Below are 13,913 nucleotides of genomic sequence, written 5' to 3' on the forward strand. Positions count from 1 at the left end.
TAACCAGCGCGCGCTAGCGTGCCGCCAGGAAAGGAAGAGTCATGATCCGCACCTTCTTGAAAGACGAAAGTGGAGCGACGGCAATCGAGTACGGGCTGATCGCCACGATGATCGCGGTTGCGGCGCTCGTCGGCATGCAGATGACCGGCACGAGCGTCAACGGGCTCTACGATTCCAACGAGCAGCAGATTTCCGAGGCCATCAACGGCTGACGGTCAGCCGTCGCCGCGCCTGCCGCCGCCAAGCGCCTCGGCGAGCGAATGGGTCGCGCTGCCCGGCTTGAGCGGCTTGGGCTGGCTCGCATCGGGCGCCCAGCCGGACATCCACACGAACGAGAACGTCGCACGCACCCGGCCGTCGGCGTCGGCATGATGTGTGGCGTAATGGCCGGCCGCCGCCATGAACAGCGACCGTGGCGCCGTGCCGCGTGACCGCGCCAGCAGCGTGTTGGTGGCCCCCATCGCACGAAGGTCGCGCATCAGATCGAAAGCCGTGTCGTAGCGCACCGTGACCGTGTCGTGATCGGTCACCGGCAGCGCGAACCCGGCCCTTTGCAGCAGGCTCCCCGCCTCCCGCACGTCGAGAAACGGCAGAACCCGGGGCGAAACGCCACCGCTCACCGCCATTTCCGCTTCGGTCAGGCATGCGCGCAACTCGGCGAGCGTGCCGCTCGAGGGAACGCAGGCCAGAAACAGCCCGTCGGGCCGGAGAGCGCGGCGCAGCTGGATGAGCGCCCCCGGCACATCGTCGAACTGGTGAAGCTCGAGCAGGCTGACGATCAGATCGGCACTCTCGGGCTCCAGATCGAGCCGTTCTTCCTCGTCGAAAGCAGCGACCGAACAAGTGCCTGTCTTTCCCGTTGCCGCGAGGCGCTCTGCGACCATTGCGCCGTGCGCACCGACCGCGACGGCATGGTCGAAACGGCGCGCGGTGACCGCCATCCGGTCGCCCAACTCGTCGAGCGCGCGCTCGAGCAGGAAGTCGGCCCCGGGCACCGCCAGCCGCTCCGCCCGCGCCCGGTTTGCCGCGACCTGCTTTTTGTCGATAATGGGTTGCATGGAACACTCCCGGCCACCGGCGACAAGTCCCTCATGGGCACGACCGCGTCAATGGGCGCGGGCAGCCGGCAGGCTGGCCGGCTCGGTGCTGTTTCCCGATTCGTGCCTTTCCTGCGGCCGCCACGTCGACCGGCACGGCGCTCTGTGCGCCGCGTGCTGGCCGGACATCGCCTTCATCGAGCAGCCGCTGTGCGCCATCAGCGGACTGCCATTCGCCCACGAATTCGGCGGTCATATGGTGAGCGCCGAGGCGCTGGCCAACCCGCCGGCCTACGACCGCGCCCGGTCGGCCTGCGTGCACACCGGCGTCGCCCGACAGCTCGTCACGCGCCTCAAATACAATGACCGGACCGATCTGGGGCCATGGATGGCGCGCTTCATGGCGCGCGCGGGCCGCGAACTTCTGGCCGAAACCGACATCGTCGTGCCGGTGCCCCTGCACTGGGTCCGGCTCTGGACCCGGCGTTTCAACCAGTCCGCCGAACTGGCGCGCGCACTCTCCGCGCAGACCGGATTAACGATGGACGCCGGCGCGCTCGTCCGAAGGCGCCGCACGCGCCGCCAGGTCGGGCTGACGGCCAAGCAGCGCCAGACCAACGTTCGCGGCGTCTTTCTGGTGCCCGACGAAAAGCGGATCGCGATCGAGGGCCGCAACGTTCTTCTGGTCGACGATGTGCTGACGACCGGCGCGACGGTCGAGGCCGCCGCGCGCACGCTGCGCAGGGCCGGGGCCGCGCGCATCGAGGTGCTGACCTTTTCGCGCGTCGTGCCCGGGCGCGATGACGAAGGTCGGCGCGGCCGCTGACCGGGCCTTTTCGCACGGCGCGGCCGCCACTATATCGGGACCCATCGCGAAACGCGCCGAAGGCACGAAAATGGCAAAGGTCGAAATCTATACAAGGCAACTGTGCGGCTTCTGCACCGCCGCCAAGCGTCTGCTCGACAACAAGGGCGTCGCCTATGTGGAGCATGACGCAAGCTTCGATCCAGGGCTCAGGCGCGAAATGATCCAGAAGGCGAACGGCCGCTCCACCTTCCCGCAGATCTTTGTCGGCGAAACCCATGTCGGCGGCTGCGACGACCTGATGGCGATGGAGCGCGCCGGCAAGCTCGACGCGCTGCTGGCGGCATGACGATGCGCGTCGCCGCCGTCCAGATGCGTTCGGGAACCGACCCGACCGCCAATGTCGTCTCGTTCACCGAACTGGTCACCGAGGCGGCCGATGCGGGCGCCCGCTACGTTCAGACACCGGAAATGACGGGCCTGGTCCAGAAAGACCGCAAGGCGCTGACCGGGACGGTCGGCGCGCAGGAGGACGACCCGCTGCTGTCGGCGGCTGGCGATCTCGCCCGTACCCATGGTATCTGGCTGCATGTCGGCTCGACGCCGATCCTGCGGGGCGACGGCAAGGTCGCCAACCGGGCAGTCCTTTTCGCGCCCGACGGCACGCTGGCTGCGACCTATGACAAGATCCACATGTTCGACGTGGACCTGCCGAACGGCGAAAGCTGGCGCGAATCAGCCATCTACGCGCCGGGCGACCGGTTCGTCGTCGCCGACGTCGAAGGCGTCGGGCTCGGCCTCGCGATCTGCTACGATTTGCGGTTTCCGGCCCTGTTCGCCGATCTGGCCCGCGCCGGCGCTTCCGTTTTGACCGTGCCGGCCGCGTTCACGCGCCAGACCGGCGAGGCGCACTGGCATGTTCTGCTGCGGGCTCGCGCCATCGAGAACGGCGCCTTCGTCATCGCCGCCGCGCAGGGCGGCACTCACGAGGACGGACGCGAGACCTATGGCCATTCACTGATCGTTGACCCCTGGGGCGCAATCATCGCCGAGAAGGCCGACGACACGCCCGGCGTGATCGTCGCCGACATCGATCCGTCCGCGTCGGCCGCCGCGCGTGGCCGCATTCCCAACCTGGCCAACGTGCGGCCCTATGCGCAGGACAGGCGACAGCAGGACGCGGCACAATGAAATTCTCCCTGCATTGCGACAATGACCACCGGTTCGAGGCGTGGTTCCGCTCGAACGAGGACTACGAAACGCAGGCCAAACGCGGCTTCGTCGAATGCCCCGAATGCGGCTCGATCCGCGTCGCCAAGGCGCTGATGGCCCCTTCGGTCGCCACCGGCGCGGCCAAGGACGCGCGCAAGGAAGCCGTGATGGTCGCGGCCGGACAGGCCATGCGCAAGGAGATGCTCGACAAGATGCGCGAGATCGCGCGCCAGGTGAAGGCGCAGGCCGACGATGTCGGTGAGCGGTTCCCCGAGGAAGCGCGCAAGATGCATTACGGCGAGGCCGATCCGAGGCCGATCTACGGCAAGGCGTCCACGCGCGATGTCGAGAACCTCCTCGACGAGGGCGTCGAGATCATGCCGCTGCCGGATCTGCCCGAGGAACTGAACTGAGGCCGTGGCGCCTCAGCCGCCCACCTCGTGCCGTGCCACCACCATGTAGTTGACGTCCATGTCCTTCGACAGGCGCCATTCGTCGGCGAGCACATTGTAGAAGACGCCCGAGCGGGCGAACACCGAAAGGCCGGTGTCCGCGAGCGCTGCGTCGATTTCCGACGGCTTGACCAGCTTGTCGTACTGGTGCGTCCCCTTGGGAAGCCAGCCCAGCACATATTCGGCGCCGATGATGGCAAGGCCCCAGGCCTTGGCCGTGCGGTTGATCGTGGCGACGAACATCAGCCCGTTCGGTCGGACCATCGCGGCGCAGCTCTTCAGGAAGAGATCGACGTCCGAGACGTGCTCGACCACTTCCATGTTCAGCACGATATCGAAGGTTTCGCCAGCCTCCTGCAGCGCCTCGGACGTCGTCGCGCGATAGGCGACCGCAACGCCCGACTGGGCGGCATGGATCTTCGCCACCTCGATGTTGGTTTCCGAAGCGTCGGCGCCGACCACCTCCGCACCGAGCCGCGCCATCGGCTCGCTCAGAAGCCCGCCGCCGCAGCCGATATCCAGCAGCCGCAGGCCCTCGAACGGCCGGGCCGCCTTCGGATCGCGCCCGTAATGCGCGCAGACCGTGTCACGGATGTATGTCAGCCGGACCGGGTTGAACTTGTGCAGCGGCTTGAACTTGCCCTTGGGGTTCCACCATTCGGCGGCCAGTTTGGAGAACCGGTCAACCTCGGCCTGATCGATGGTGGTCGCGCTGTCGCTCATCGCTCGCTCCGCCTTCCTGTCCGGTGACAGCAAGTCGGGCGGAACGCCGGCCAAGTCAACCCATGGGCTTGCTTGCGGGGTGCGGCATGTTCGGCTATGGACCGCGCGTTCCTCGACCAGCACCCGCCGGACCTTCACCCCATGGCCCGCATCGTGATGAAATTTGGCGGCACTTCCGTCGCCGATCTGGACCGCATCTGCAATGTGGCGCGACACGTCAAGCGTGAGGTCGAAGCCGGCCATCAGGTCGCCGTCGTCGTCTCCGCGATGGCCGGCAAGACCAACGAACTGGTCGACTGGGTGCGCAAGATGCCGCTGGTCGCCGGCGCCAGCGCCTCCTTCTACGACGCGCGCGAGTATGATGCGATCGTCGCATCGGGCGAACAGGTCACCAGCGGCCTTCTCGCCGTTGCGCTGCAGTCGATGGGCGTCGACGCGCGCTCCTGGCAGGGCTGGCAGATCCCGGTCAGGACCGACAACGCCCATGGCGCGGCGCGCATCGAGACCATCGAGAGCGCCACCCTGCTCGAACGCCTCGCCATGAACCAGGTGGCCGTCGTAGCCGGTTTCCAGGGCATCGGCCCCGACAACCGCATCGCCACGCTCGGCCGCGGCGGCTCGGATACGTCGGCCGTTGCGCTGGCCGCCGCGATCGGCGCCGACCGCTGCGACATCTACACCGATGTCGATGGCGTCTACACGACCGACCCCCGCATCGAGCCGGCGGCCCGCCGTCTTGCCAGGGTCTCCTTCGAGGAGATGCTGGAAATGGCTTCGCTCGGCGCCAAGGTGCTGCAGGTCCGCTCGGTCGAGATGGCCATGGTGCACAATGTGCGCACCTTCGTGCGCTCCAGCTTCGACGCGCCGGACGCGCCCGGCATGGACGACTTCGACAACCCGCCCGGAACGCTGATTTGCAGTGAGGACGAGATCGTGGAACAGGAAACCGTCACCGGCATCGCCTATGCCAAGGATGAGGCGCAGATCTCGCTGCGCCGCCTGGCCGACCGCCCCGGCATCTCGGCGGCCATCTTCGGCCCGATGGCCGACACCGGCATCAATGTCGACATGATCGTCCAGAACATCTCGTCGGACGGCCAGTTCACCGACATGACCTTCACCGTGCCCACCGGCGACGTCGACAAGGCGCTCGCCGCGCTCGAGGCCAACAAGGACGCGATCGGCTACGACACGGTCCAGTCCGAGACCGGTCTGGTCAAGGTTTCGGTGATCGGCATCGGCATGCGCAGCCACGCCGGTGTCGCGGCCACGGCCTTCAAGGCTCTGGCCGACAAGTCGATCAACATCCGCGCCATCACCACCTCGGAGATCAAGATTTCGATCCTCATCGATGGCCCCTATGCCGAACTGGCGGTGCGCACGCTGCACGGCGTCTACGGTCTCGACAAGCGCTGACCCGCCGGTCCAGATTGGCGCCATGAGCGCCGGGCCGACACGATGTCATGACGGAGCATGAGATGACGCGCGACAAGGATGCAGGCTCGCGCGTGCTGCTCAAGCGCATTCGCGAGATCATGGCCGAACCGATGGCGCCGCAGGACCGGCTCGACCGGATCGTCGGCCAGATCGCCCGCTCGATGGTCGCCGAAGTCTGCTCGGTCTATGCGCTGCGCGCCGACGGCGTGCTCGAACTGTACGCCACGGTCGGCCTCAACCCGAAGGCCGTGCACCAGTCGCAGCTTCGGCTCGGGCAGGGCCTGGTCGGCACCATCGCCGCGGGCTCGCGGCCGCTGAACCTGTCCGAAGCCCAGAAGCACCCGGCGTTCGAATATCTGCCCGAGACCGGCGAGGAACTGTACAATTCGTTCCTCGGCGTGCCGATCCTGCGCGCCGGGCGAACGCTGGGCGTGCTCGTCGTCCAGAACGAGGCGCATCGGGTCTATGGCGAGGACGAGGCCGAGGCGCTCGAAACCGTCGCGATGGTGATCGGCGAGATGATCGCCACGGGCGACCTGACCGGCCTTTCTTCGACCGGCATCGAACTCGACCTCGCAAAGCCCGTCTCCCACCACGGCAAGCCGCTGTCGGACGGGATCGGTCTCGGCCATGTGGTGCTGCACGAGCCGCGCGTGGTCGTCACCGAACTGTTCAACGAGGACACCGACGCCGAACTGGCGCGGCTCGGCAAGGCGCTCTCCAGCCTGCGGCTGACCATCGACGACATGCTGGCGCGCGGCGACATGGCGCTCGAGGGCGAGCATCGCGACGTTCTGGAAACCTACCGCATGTTCGCCCACGACAAGGGCTGGGTCCAGCGCATGGAGGAGGCGATCCGCAACGGGCTGACCGCCGAAGCGGGCGTCGAAAAGGTCCAGAGCGACATGCGCGCCCGGCTCGCCTCGGTCACCGATCCCTATCTGCGCGAGCGTATGAACGATTTCGACGATCTCGCCAACCGCCTGATGCGTCAACTCGTCAGCGGCGACGCCGCCCAGCGCGGCAAGACCCTGCCCGACGACGCCATCATCGTCGCCCGCAACATGGGCGCCGCCGAACTGCTCGACTATCCGCGCGACCAGTTGCGCGGCATCGTGCTCGAGGAGGGCGCGCCGACCAGCCATGTCGTCATCGTCGCGCGCGCCATGGGCATTCCGGTCGCCGGCGGCGCCAAGGGCATGGTCGCCATGTCCGATTCGGGCGATGCGATCATCGTCGACGGGCTCGATGGACACGTTCATTTGCGCCCGCAGCCCGACGTCGAGGCGGCCTATGCCGAAAAGGTGCGCTTCCGCGCCCGCCGCCAGGCCGAGTACCGCGAACTGCGCGACCGCGTGGCGGTCAGCGCCGACGGCCAGCGCGTGACGCTCCTGATGAATGCCGGCCTGCTGGTCGACCTGCCCCAGCTCGATCAGTCCGGCGCCGAGGGCATAGGTCTGTTCCGCACCGAGCTGCAGTTCATGATTGCCGCCACCTTTCCACGCGCCGAGGCGCAGGAGCGGCTCTACCGATCGGTGCTCGAAGCCGCCGGCGACAGGCCGGTCACCTTCCGCACGCTCGACATCGGCGGCGACAAGGTGCTGCCCTATTTCCGCAACGCGCCCGACGAGGAGAACCCGGCTCTGGGCTGGCGCGCGGTCCGCCTCGCGCTCGACCGGCCCGGGCTTCTGCGTACCCAGGTGCGCGCGCTGCTCAAGGCGGCGTCGGGGCGCCAGCTGCGGCTGATGCTGCCGATGATCACCGAACTCGCCGAGATCGACCAGGCGCGCAGGATCATCATGCGCGAGGTCAAGCACCTGTCACGGTTCGGTCACGGCCTGCCGCTGGCGCTGCGGCTCGGCGCGATGCTAGAGGTGCCCTCTCTCCTGTTCGATCTGGACCGACTGATGGCGAGCGTCGATTTCGTCTCGATCGGCTCGAACGACCTGTTCCAGTTCATGCACGCCGCCGACCGGGGCAACGCGCTGATCGGCGGCCGCTTCGACACGCTGTCGCCGCCCTTCCTGCGCGCGCTGCGCGCCACCGCCCAGGCGGCCGAACGCCACGGCACGCCGCTGACGTTGTGCGGTGAGATGGCCGGTCGGCCGATCGAGGCGCTGGCCCTGGTCGCGCTCGGCATCACCAGCCTTTCGATGTCGCCGGCGGCGATCGGACCGGTCAAGGCCGCGATCCTGAAGGCCGACATCGGCGCTCTTCGTTCGCTGATCACCGCGCGCCTTGAAACCGGTGCCACCGACCACGATATCCATGCTGCGATCAGGGAATTCGTCGACACCAACGCCATTCCCGTTTGACAGCCGGCCAGCGGCCGCTATCAACCTCGACCATGCTCGATCTGCCAGCCGACAAGATGGACCAGATGGTCAAGCGCTTCGACATGCTCGAAGCACAGATGGCTGCCGGCCCCGACAGCGAGACCTATGTCCGGCTCGCCGCCGAATACTCCGAACTCGAGGAGATCACCGGCAAGATCCGGGCCTTTCGCGAGGCGAGCGCCGAGCGCGACGATCTTGAGGCGATGCTCGCCGACGACGCAACGGACGCCGAAATGCGCGCGCTGGCCGAGGAGGAAATGCAGGCGCTCGATGCGCGCATCGAACAACTCCGCGACGAGATCAGGCTCCTGCTGCTGCCGCGCGACGCCGCCGACGCCAAGAGCGCGATCCTCGAGATCCGCGCCGGAACCGGCGGGCTCGAAGCGGCATTGTTCGCCGGGGACCTGTTCCGCATGTATGAGCGGTATGCCGCCGTCCACGGCTGGAGCATCGAGATCATGTCGGCATCGGACGGCGATGCCGGCGGCTACAAGGAGATCATCGCAGAGGTGAAGGGCCGGGGCGTGTTCTCGAAACTGAAGTTCGAATCCGGCGTGCATCGGGTCCAGCGCGTACCCGAAACCGAGGCCGGCGGACGCATCCACACATCGGCGGCGACAGTTGCCGTGCTGCCCAAGGCCGAGGAGGTCGATATCGAGATCAGGAGCGAAGACGTCCGCGTCGACACGATGCGCGCCTCCGGCGCCGGCGGCCAGCACGTCAACACGACCGATTCGGCCGTGCGCGTGACCCACATTCCGACCGGGATCGTGGTCGTCCAGGCCGAGAAATCGCAGCATCAGAACCGCGCCCGCGCGATGGAAATCCTGCGCACGCGCCTGTTCGACGCCGAGCGGCAGAAAGCCGCCGAGGAACGTTCGGAAGCGCGGCGCCTGCAGGTCGGCTCGGGCGACCGCTCCGAACGCATCCGCACCTACAACTTCCCGCAGGGGCGGGTCACGGACCACAGGATCAACCTGACGCTTTACAAGCTCGACCGGGTGATGGAGGGCGAACTGGACGAGATCGTCGACGCGCTGATCGCCGACCACCAGGCGCGCCTTCTGACCGAAGAGGCGGCCCGGTGACATGACAGGCACGGCCACGCTGCAGGACGCCTATGACGACGCGGTCGCGCACCTGTCGCGCGCCGGCTCGCCGACGCCCGATCTCGATGCGACGCTTCTTGTCGAGCACACCACCGGCATGACCGCGCTCGACCGGCTGACAGGGCCGGAACGTGCGCTCAGCCCGCGCCAGCATCAGGCCCTGCGCACGGCCGTCGCCCGGCGCATGAACCACGAACCCGTGCACCGGATCATCGGCTGGCGCGAGTTCTACGGTCTGCCGCTGTCGCTGAACGGGCACACGCTGGTGCCCCGGCCGGACACCGAGGCGCTGGTCGACCTCGTCATTCCTTTCGTGCGCCGGCGCGTCGAAGCCAACGGGAAGTGCCGGGTGCTCGATCTTGGCACGGGAAGCGGAGCGATCGCGCTCGCCATCGTCAACCAGGTGCCCGGAGCGACCGCCATCGGCAGCGACATCTCGCTCGATGCGCTGGACATGGCCAGGCGCAACGCGCAGACGCTGGGGCTGTCGGATCGCTTCCAGCCACTGCACTCGAACTGGTTTTCGGACGTGCGCGGCCGGTTCGACCTGATCGTCTCCAATCCGCCCTACATTCCGACGGCGACGATCCCGACACTCGATCCGGACGTGCGCGACCACGACCCGCTCGCCGCGCTCGACGGCGGAACGGACGGGCTGAACGCCTACGGGACGATCGCCGCGCGTGCACTGCCGCATCTGGCCGAGGGCGGCCGGATCGCGGTCGAGATCGGCAAGGGCCAAAGGGCCGCCGTGGCAGGGCTTTTCGCTGCGGCCGGCCTCCAGGTCGATGCCAGCGCGCGTGACCTCGGCGGCGTGGAAAGGGCCGTTCTGTTCAGCGCCTGAGACGATTCTGACGCATATGCGAAAAAATACCTTGGCAATTTGTGCTTCGCTCGCTACCACTAGGCAAACGCGCCGACACCACAACTTGTCGGCAGTCAGGCAACCGACAGCGATAGAATTGATCCCGCAAGGCTCTTCGAGCCGGCGGCGCGCTGCACCGCCATCTTGTATCGCAGGGGCGATCTGAATCGATGAAGACCTGTCGCATGTGATGTGCTTGCCGCACCGCAGAGGCGATACGACCCGCGTCCACCCTTCCCGCTCGGCACGATGCCAACGACGAACGATACGCTGAAGAACCACAACAAGAGAGTTTGATGAGACCACAGCAACAAGGACGCCGCTCCCGCAATCGCGGAGGCGGTCGCCGCAACCAGAACCCGCTCCAGCGCAGCTACGAGAGCAACGGCCCGGACGTGAAGATCCGCGGAAACGCGCAGGTCATCGCCGACAAGTACGCCACGCTCGCACGCGATGCGCTTTCGTCGGGCGACAGCGTGATGGCGGAGAATTATCTCCAGCACGCCGAACACTATAACCGGATCATCCTCGCCGCCCAGCCCGCGCAGCAGCGCGATGACCGCGACGACCGTGATGATCGTGACGATGATGGCGACCAGAACGACGGCCAGCAGAGCGCCAACGGCGAGGATCGCCAGGCCCAGGGCTCGAAGGGCCAGGGCAGAAGGAACAAGGGCAAAAGGACCAGGGGTCCGACGACGGCCAGAACCAGGGCCGCCGCCAGCGCCGCCGCCGCGATCGCAACGACGAGGACGGCCAGCAGGACAGCGGCGAACGGGCCGCCCGGTCCGATTCCGGCGATGACGACGGCTCCGGCGGCGAATCGTCCGGCAGCGATGCCAGCGAGATGCCGCAGCCGGTGATCGAGGGCACGCCCGCCGAGGTGCGTCAGGAGCAGGCCGAACAGCAGGCCGCCGCCGACAAACCCAAGCGTGCGCGCCGGCCGCGCAAGAAGGCCGATGATGGGGAGACCGGCGGCCCGGACGAGGGGTCCGACCAGCAGGAGCGCCCGGTCGCGGCCGAATAGGCCGCCACGCCCGGTTCTTCAGCCAAGGCGGCCCCGGTGGCCGCCTTTTCTGTTTTTGTTCGTCCCGTCTTTGATTTGCCCATCGACCGTCCCCATATCGATTTCGAAAGGGTTCGCCGCCGTGCGGGGGCCCGTCATCGATTGGATTTCGTCATCGCTTTCGAGGGTGGCGAACAGATTGGAGACAGACGATGAATCTGGAGAACTATTCCGAACGGGTGCGTGGCTTCATCCAGTCGGCACAGACGCTTGCGCTGGGCTCGAGCCACCAGCAGTTCACGCCCGAGCATATCCTCGAGGTGCTGGTCGACGATCCCGAAGGCATGGCCGCCTCGCTGATCGAACGCGCCGGCGGCAACGCCAAGGACGTTCGTCTGGGCATAGAGAACGCGCTCAACGCGATGCCCAAGGTCGAAGGCGGCAACGGCCAGCTTTACCTCGCCCAGCCGCTCGCCAAGGTGTTCACCACCGCTGAGCAGATCGCCAAGAAGGCCGGCGACACCTACGTCACGGTCGAGCGCCTGCTGCTCGCGCTGGCGATGGAAAAATCGGCCAAGACGGCCGATATCCTGGCCAAGGCCGGCGTCACGCCGACCGCGCTTAATCAGGTCATCAACGACATCCGCAAGGGTCGCACCGCCGACACGGCGAGCGCCGAGAGCGGCTATGACGCGCTCAAGAAATATGCCCGCGACGTCACAGGCGACGCCCGCGAGGGCAAGCTCGACCCCGTGATCGGCCGCGACGACGAGATCCGCCGCACCATCCAGGTCCTGTCGCGCCGCACCAAGAACAATCCCGTGCTGATCGGCGAACCCGGGGTCGGCAAGACCGCCATCGCCGAGGGCCTTGCGCTGCGGATCGTCAATGGCGACGTTCCCGAAAGCCTGCGCGACAAGGAACTGATGGCGCTCGACATGGGCGCGTTGATCGCCGGCGCGAAATATCGCGGCGAGTTCGAGGAACGGCTGAAGGCCGTCCTGTCCGAGGTGCAGGCGGCCAACGGCAACATCATCCTGTTCATCGACGAGATGCACACGCTCGTCGGCGCCGGCAAGGCGGACGGCGCGATGGACGCCTCCAACCTGCTCAAGCCGGCGCTCGCCCGGGGTGAGTTGCACTGCGTCGGCGCGACCACGCTCGACGAGTACAGAAAGCACGTCGAAAAGGACGCCGCGCTCGCCCGCCGCTTCCAGCCGGTCTTCGTGGGCGAGCCGTCCGTCGAGGACACGGTCTCGATCCTGCGCGGCCTCAAGGAGAAGTACGAGCAGCACCACAAGGTGCGCGTGTCGGACTCCGCGCTGGTCGCGGCCGCGACCCTGTCGAACCGCTACATCACCGACCGCTTCCTGCCCGACAAGGCCATCGACCTCGTCGACGAGGCCGCGTCTCGCCTGCGCATGCAGGTCGATTCCAAGCCCGAGGCGCTCGACGAACTCGACCGCCGGATCATCCAGCTCAAGATCGAGCGCGAGGCGCTGAAGGTCGAAACCGACCAGGCATCGAAGGATCGGCTCGAGAACCTGGAGCGCGAGCTTGCCGGGCTCGAGGAGGAATCGGCACGTCTGACCGCCGCCTGGCAGGCCGAAAAGGAAAAGCTGGGCAACGCGGCCGAACTCAAGCGCGAGCTCGACGAGGCGCGCAACGAACTGGCCATCGCCCAGCGACAGGGCGAGTTCCAGCGCGCCGGCGAACTGGCCTATGGCCGCATTCCCGAGCTCGAAAAGAAGCTCGAACAGGCCGAGATGCGCGAGGAGACCGAGACGGCCTCGATGGTCGAGGAGACGGTGACGCCCGACCATGTCGCCCATATCGTCTCCCGCTGGACCGGCATTCCGGTCGACAAGATGCTCGAGGGCGAACGCGAGAAGCTGCTGCGCATGGAAGACGAGATCGCAACGCGCGTCGTTGGCCAGGGCGAGGCGGTGCAGGCCGTATCCAAGGCGGTGCGCCGCGCCCGCGCCGGGCTGCAGGACCCCAACCGGCCGATCGGCTCGTTCATCTTCCTGGGCCCGACCGGCGTCGGCAAGACCGAGCTGACCAAGGCGCTCGCCGACTTCCTGTTCGACGACGACCAGGCGATGGTCCGCATCGACATGAGCGAGTTCATGGAGAAGCACGCCGTCGCCCGGCTGATCGGCGCGCCGCCCGGATATGTCGGCTACGAGGAAGGCGGCGTGCTGACCGAGGCGGTCAGGCGCCGGCCCTACCAGGTGATCCTGTTCGACGAGATCGAAAAGGCCCATCCGGACGTGTTCAACGTGCTGCTGCAGGTGCTCGATGACGGACGCCTGACCGACGGCCAGGGCCACACGGTCGACTTCCGAAACACGGTCATCATCATGACCTCGAACCTGGGCGCCGAATATCTGGTCAATCTGGGCGAGGGGCAGCAGGTCGACACGGTGCGCGAGGACGTCATGAACGTGGTGCGCGCCTCGTTCCGGCCCGAGTTCCTGAACCGCGTCGACGAGATCATCCTGTTCCAGCGCCTGCAGAAGGCGGACATGGGCGCGATCGTCGACATCCAGCTCGAACGGCTCGAAAGGCTGCTCGCCGAGCGCAAGATCAGCCTTCGGCTCGACGAGGCCGCCCGCCAGTGGCTCGCCGACAAGGGCTACGACCCGGCCTATGGCGCAAGGCCGCTCAAGCGGGTCATCCAGAAGCAGGTGCAGGACCCGCTCGCCGAGAAGATCCTCGCCGGCGAGATCGCCGACGGCTCCGTCGTCAAGGTGCTCGAGGGCTCGGACCGGCTGAACTTCAAACCGGTCGCCGCGGCCAACGAGGACCGCGCCGAGGAAGAAGCGGCCTGATATCCTCATCGCCGATCCACCGATATGCGCGCGGGGACCCGGCTCCGCGCGCTTTTCGTTGAAACACGCACCGCCCGATGCGATAGACGGATCAGCG

The 13,913-nt window shown here is 67.2% G+C and carries 14 protein-coding genes; 12 read left to right on the plus strand and 2 right to left on the minus strand.

Translation table 11 applies throughout. The features are described from left to right. The first annotated feature begins 41 nt into the window (after positions 1 to 41). A complete protein-coding gene (locus tag E0E05_RS15670; RefSeq protein ID WP_072041263.1) occupies positions 42 to 212 on the plus strand; it encodes a Flp family type IVb pilin in 171 nt (56 codons plus the stop codon). 3 nt (positions 213 to 215) lie between these two features. On the opposite strand, the gene E0E05_RS15675 is transcribed toward E0E05_RS15670, so the two are convergent. Then, entirely contained in the window at positions 216 to 1,058 is an 843-nt protein-coding gene (locus tag E0E05_RS15675; protein WP_131617551.1) for a class I SAM-dependent methyltransferase, read from the minus strand. On the opposite strand from E0E05_RS15675, the gene E0E05_RS15680 reads away from it, so the two are divergent. From E0E05_RS15680 to E0E05_RS15695, 4 genes are all read left to right on the plus strand, one after another. Further along, entirely contained in the window at positions 1,057 to 1,863 is an 807-nt protein-coding gene (locus tag E0E05_RS15680) for a ComF family protein (RefSeq protein ID WP_131617552.1), read from the plus strand. The genes E0E05_RS15675 and E0E05_RS15680 overlap by 2 nt on opposite strands. A gap of 70 nt (positions 1,864 to 1,933) precedes the next feature. Further along, positions 1,934 to 2,191: a glutaredoxin 3 gene (gene grxC, locus E0E05_RS15685; RefSeq protein WP_131617553.1), complete on the plus strand. Its 258-nt coding sequence runs from the start codon at positions 1,934 to 1,936 to the stop codon at positions 2,189 to 2,191. Then, positions 2,188 to 3,033 (plus strand): carbon-nitrogen hydrolase family protein, encoded by an 846-nt coding sequence (locus tag E0E05_RS15690; protein ID WP_131617554.1) that lies wholly within the window; start codon positions 2,188 to 2,190, stop codon positions 3,031 to 3,033. Before grxC ends, E0E05_RS15690 begins: the two co-directional genes overlap by 4 nt. Continuing rightward, positions 3,030 to 3,467, plus strand: coding sequence for a DUF1178 family protein (locus E0E05_RS15695; protein WP_131617555.1), 438 nt, complete (start codon positions 3,030 to 3,032; stop codon positions 3,465 to 3,467). The genes E0E05_RS15690 and E0E05_RS15695 overlap by 4 nt, the downstream gene beginning before the upstream one ends. Positions 3,468 to 3,479: 12 nt before the next feature. On the opposite strand, the gene ubiG is transcribed toward E0E05_RS15695, so the two are convergent. Then, positions 3,480 to 4,229: a bifunctional 2-polyprenyl-6-hydroxyphenol methylase/3-demethylubiquinol 3-O-methyltransferase UbiG gene (ubiG, locus tag E0E05_RS15700; RefSeq protein WP_131617556.1), complete on the minus strand. Its 750-nt coding sequence runs from the start codon at positions 4,227 to 4,229 to the stop codon at positions 3,480 to 3,482. Positions 4,230 to 4,370: 141 nt separating this feature from the next. On the opposite strand from ubiG, the gene E0E05_RS15705 reads away from it, so the two are divergent. The 7 genes from E0E05_RS15705 to clpB all read left to right on the plus strand — a co-directional run bounded on the left by E0E05_RS15705 (position 4,371) and on the right by clpB (position 13,816). Further along, positions 4,371 to 5,645: an aspartate kinase gene (locus E0E05_RS15705; protein ID WP_131618085.1), complete on the plus strand. Its 1,275-nt coding sequence runs from the start codon at positions 4,371 to 4,373 to the stop codon at positions 5,643 to 5,645. A 62-nt stretch (positions 5,646 to 5,707) separates the two neighbouring features. Next, entirely contained in the window at positions 5,708 to 7,981 is a 2,274-nt protein-coding gene (gene ptsP / locus E0E05_RS15710) for a phosphoenolpyruvate--protein phosphotransferase (RefSeq protein ID WP_244597786.1), read from the plus strand. A 32-nt stretch (positions 7,982 to 8,013) separates the two neighbouring features. Further along, on the plus strand, positions 8,014 to 9,090 hold the full coding sequence (gene prfA / locus E0E05_RS15715) for a peptide chain release factor 1 (protein ID WP_131617557.1): 1,077 nt from the start codon (positions 8,014 to 8,016) through the stop codon (positions 9,088 to 9,090). Position 9,091: 1 nt separating this feature from the next. Next, the gene (gene prmC, locus E0E05_RS15720) at positions 9,092 to 9,955 is read left to right on the plus strand and encodes a peptide chain release factor N(5)-glutamine methyltransferase (RefSeq protein WP_131617558.1); all 864 of its coding nucleotides are present in this window, start codon (positions 9,092 to 9,094) and stop codon (positions 9,953 to 9,955) included. Positions 9,956 to 10,272: 317 nt separating this feature from the next. Further along, positions 10,273 to 10,839: a DUF4167 domain-containing protein gene (locus tag E0E05_RS15725; protein ID WP_131617559.1), complete on the plus strand. Its 567-nt coding sequence runs from the start codon at positions 10,273 to 10,275 to the stop codon at positions 10,837 to 10,839. Then, positions 10,824 to 11,003 carry a hypothetical protein gene (locus E0E05_RS15730; protein WP_131617560.1) on the plus strand — a complete coding sequence of 60 codons (180 nt, stop codon included), beginning with the start codon at positions 10,824 to 10,826 and terminating at the stop codon, positions 11,001 to 11,003. The genes E0E05_RS15725 and E0E05_RS15730 overlap by 16 nt, the downstream gene beginning before the upstream one ends. Before the next feature lie 191 nt (positions 11,004 to 11,194). Further along, on the plus strand, positions 11,195 to 13,816 hold the full coding sequence (gene clpB / locus E0E05_RS15735; protein ID WP_131617561.1) for an ATP-dependent chaperone ClpB: 2,622 nt from the start codon (positions 11,195 to 11,197) through the stop codon (positions 13,814 to 13,816). Positions 13,817 to 13,913: the final 97 nt, after the last annotated feature.

The sequence above is a fragment of the Roseitalea porphyridii genome (genome assembly GCF_004331955.1).
Taxonomy (GTDB): domain Bacteria; phylum Pseudomonadota; class Alphaproteobacteria; order Rhizobiales; family Rhizobiaceae; genus Roseitalea; species Roseitalea porphyridii.

Excerpts from the sequence above, each read along its gene's own strand:
- E0E05_RS15670 (WP_072041263.1), top strand. The coding sequence starts at position 42 with ATGATCCGCACCTTCTTGAAAGACGAAAGTGGAGCGACGGCAATCGAG.
- E0E05_RS15680 (WP_131617552.1), top strand. The coding sequence starts at position 1,057 with ATGGAACACTCCCGGCCACCGGCGACAAGTCCCTCATGGGCACGACCG.
- E0E05_RS15675 (WP_131617551.1), bottom strand. The coding sequence starts at position 1,058 with ATGCAACCCATTATCGACAAAAAGCAGGTCGCGGCAAACCGGGCGCGG.
- grxC (WP_131617553.1), top strand. The coding sequence starts at position 1,934 with ATGGCAAAGGTCGAAATCTATACAAGGCAACTGTGCGGCTTCTGCACC.
- E0E05_RS15690 (WP_131617554.1), top strand. The coding sequence starts at position 2,188 with ATGACGATGCGCGTCGCCGCCGTCCAGATGCGTTCGGGAACCGACCCG.
- E0E05_RS15695 (WP_131617555.1), top strand. The coding sequence starts at position 3,030 with ATGAAATTCTCCCTGCATTGCGACAATGACCACCGGTTCGAGGCGTGG.
- ubiG (WP_131617556.1), bottom strand. The coding sequence starts at position 4,229 with ATGAGCGACAGCGCGACCACCATCGATCAGGCCGAGGTTGACCGGTTC.
- E0E05_RS15705 (WP_131618085.1), top strand. The coding sequence starts at position 4,371 with ATGGCCCGCATCGTGATGAAATTTGGCGGCACTTCCGTCGCCGATCTG.
- ptsP (WP_244597786.1), top strand. The coding sequence starts at position 5,708 with ATGACGCGCGACAAGGATGCAGGCTCGCGCGTGCTGCTCAAGCGCATT.
- prfA (WP_131617557.1), top strand. The coding sequence starts at position 8,014 with ATGCTCGATCTGCCAGCCGACAAGATGGACCAGATGGTCAAGCGCTTC.
- prmC (WP_131617558.1), top strand. The coding sequence starts at position 9,092 with ATGACAGGCACGGCCACGCTGCAGGACGCCTATGACGACGCGGTCGCG.
- E0E05_RS15725 (WP_131617559.1), top strand. The coding sequence starts at position 10,273 with ATGAGACCACAGCAACAAGGACGCCGCTCCCGCAATCGCGGAGGCGGT.
- E0E05_RS15730 (WP_131617560.1), top strand. The coding sequence starts at position 10,824 with ATGCCGCAGCCGGTGATCGAGGGCACGCCCGCCGAGGTGCGTCAGGAG.
- clpB (WP_131617561.1), top strand. The coding sequence starts at position 11,195 with ATGAATCTGGAGAACTATTCCGAACGGGTGCGTGGCTTCATCCAGTCG.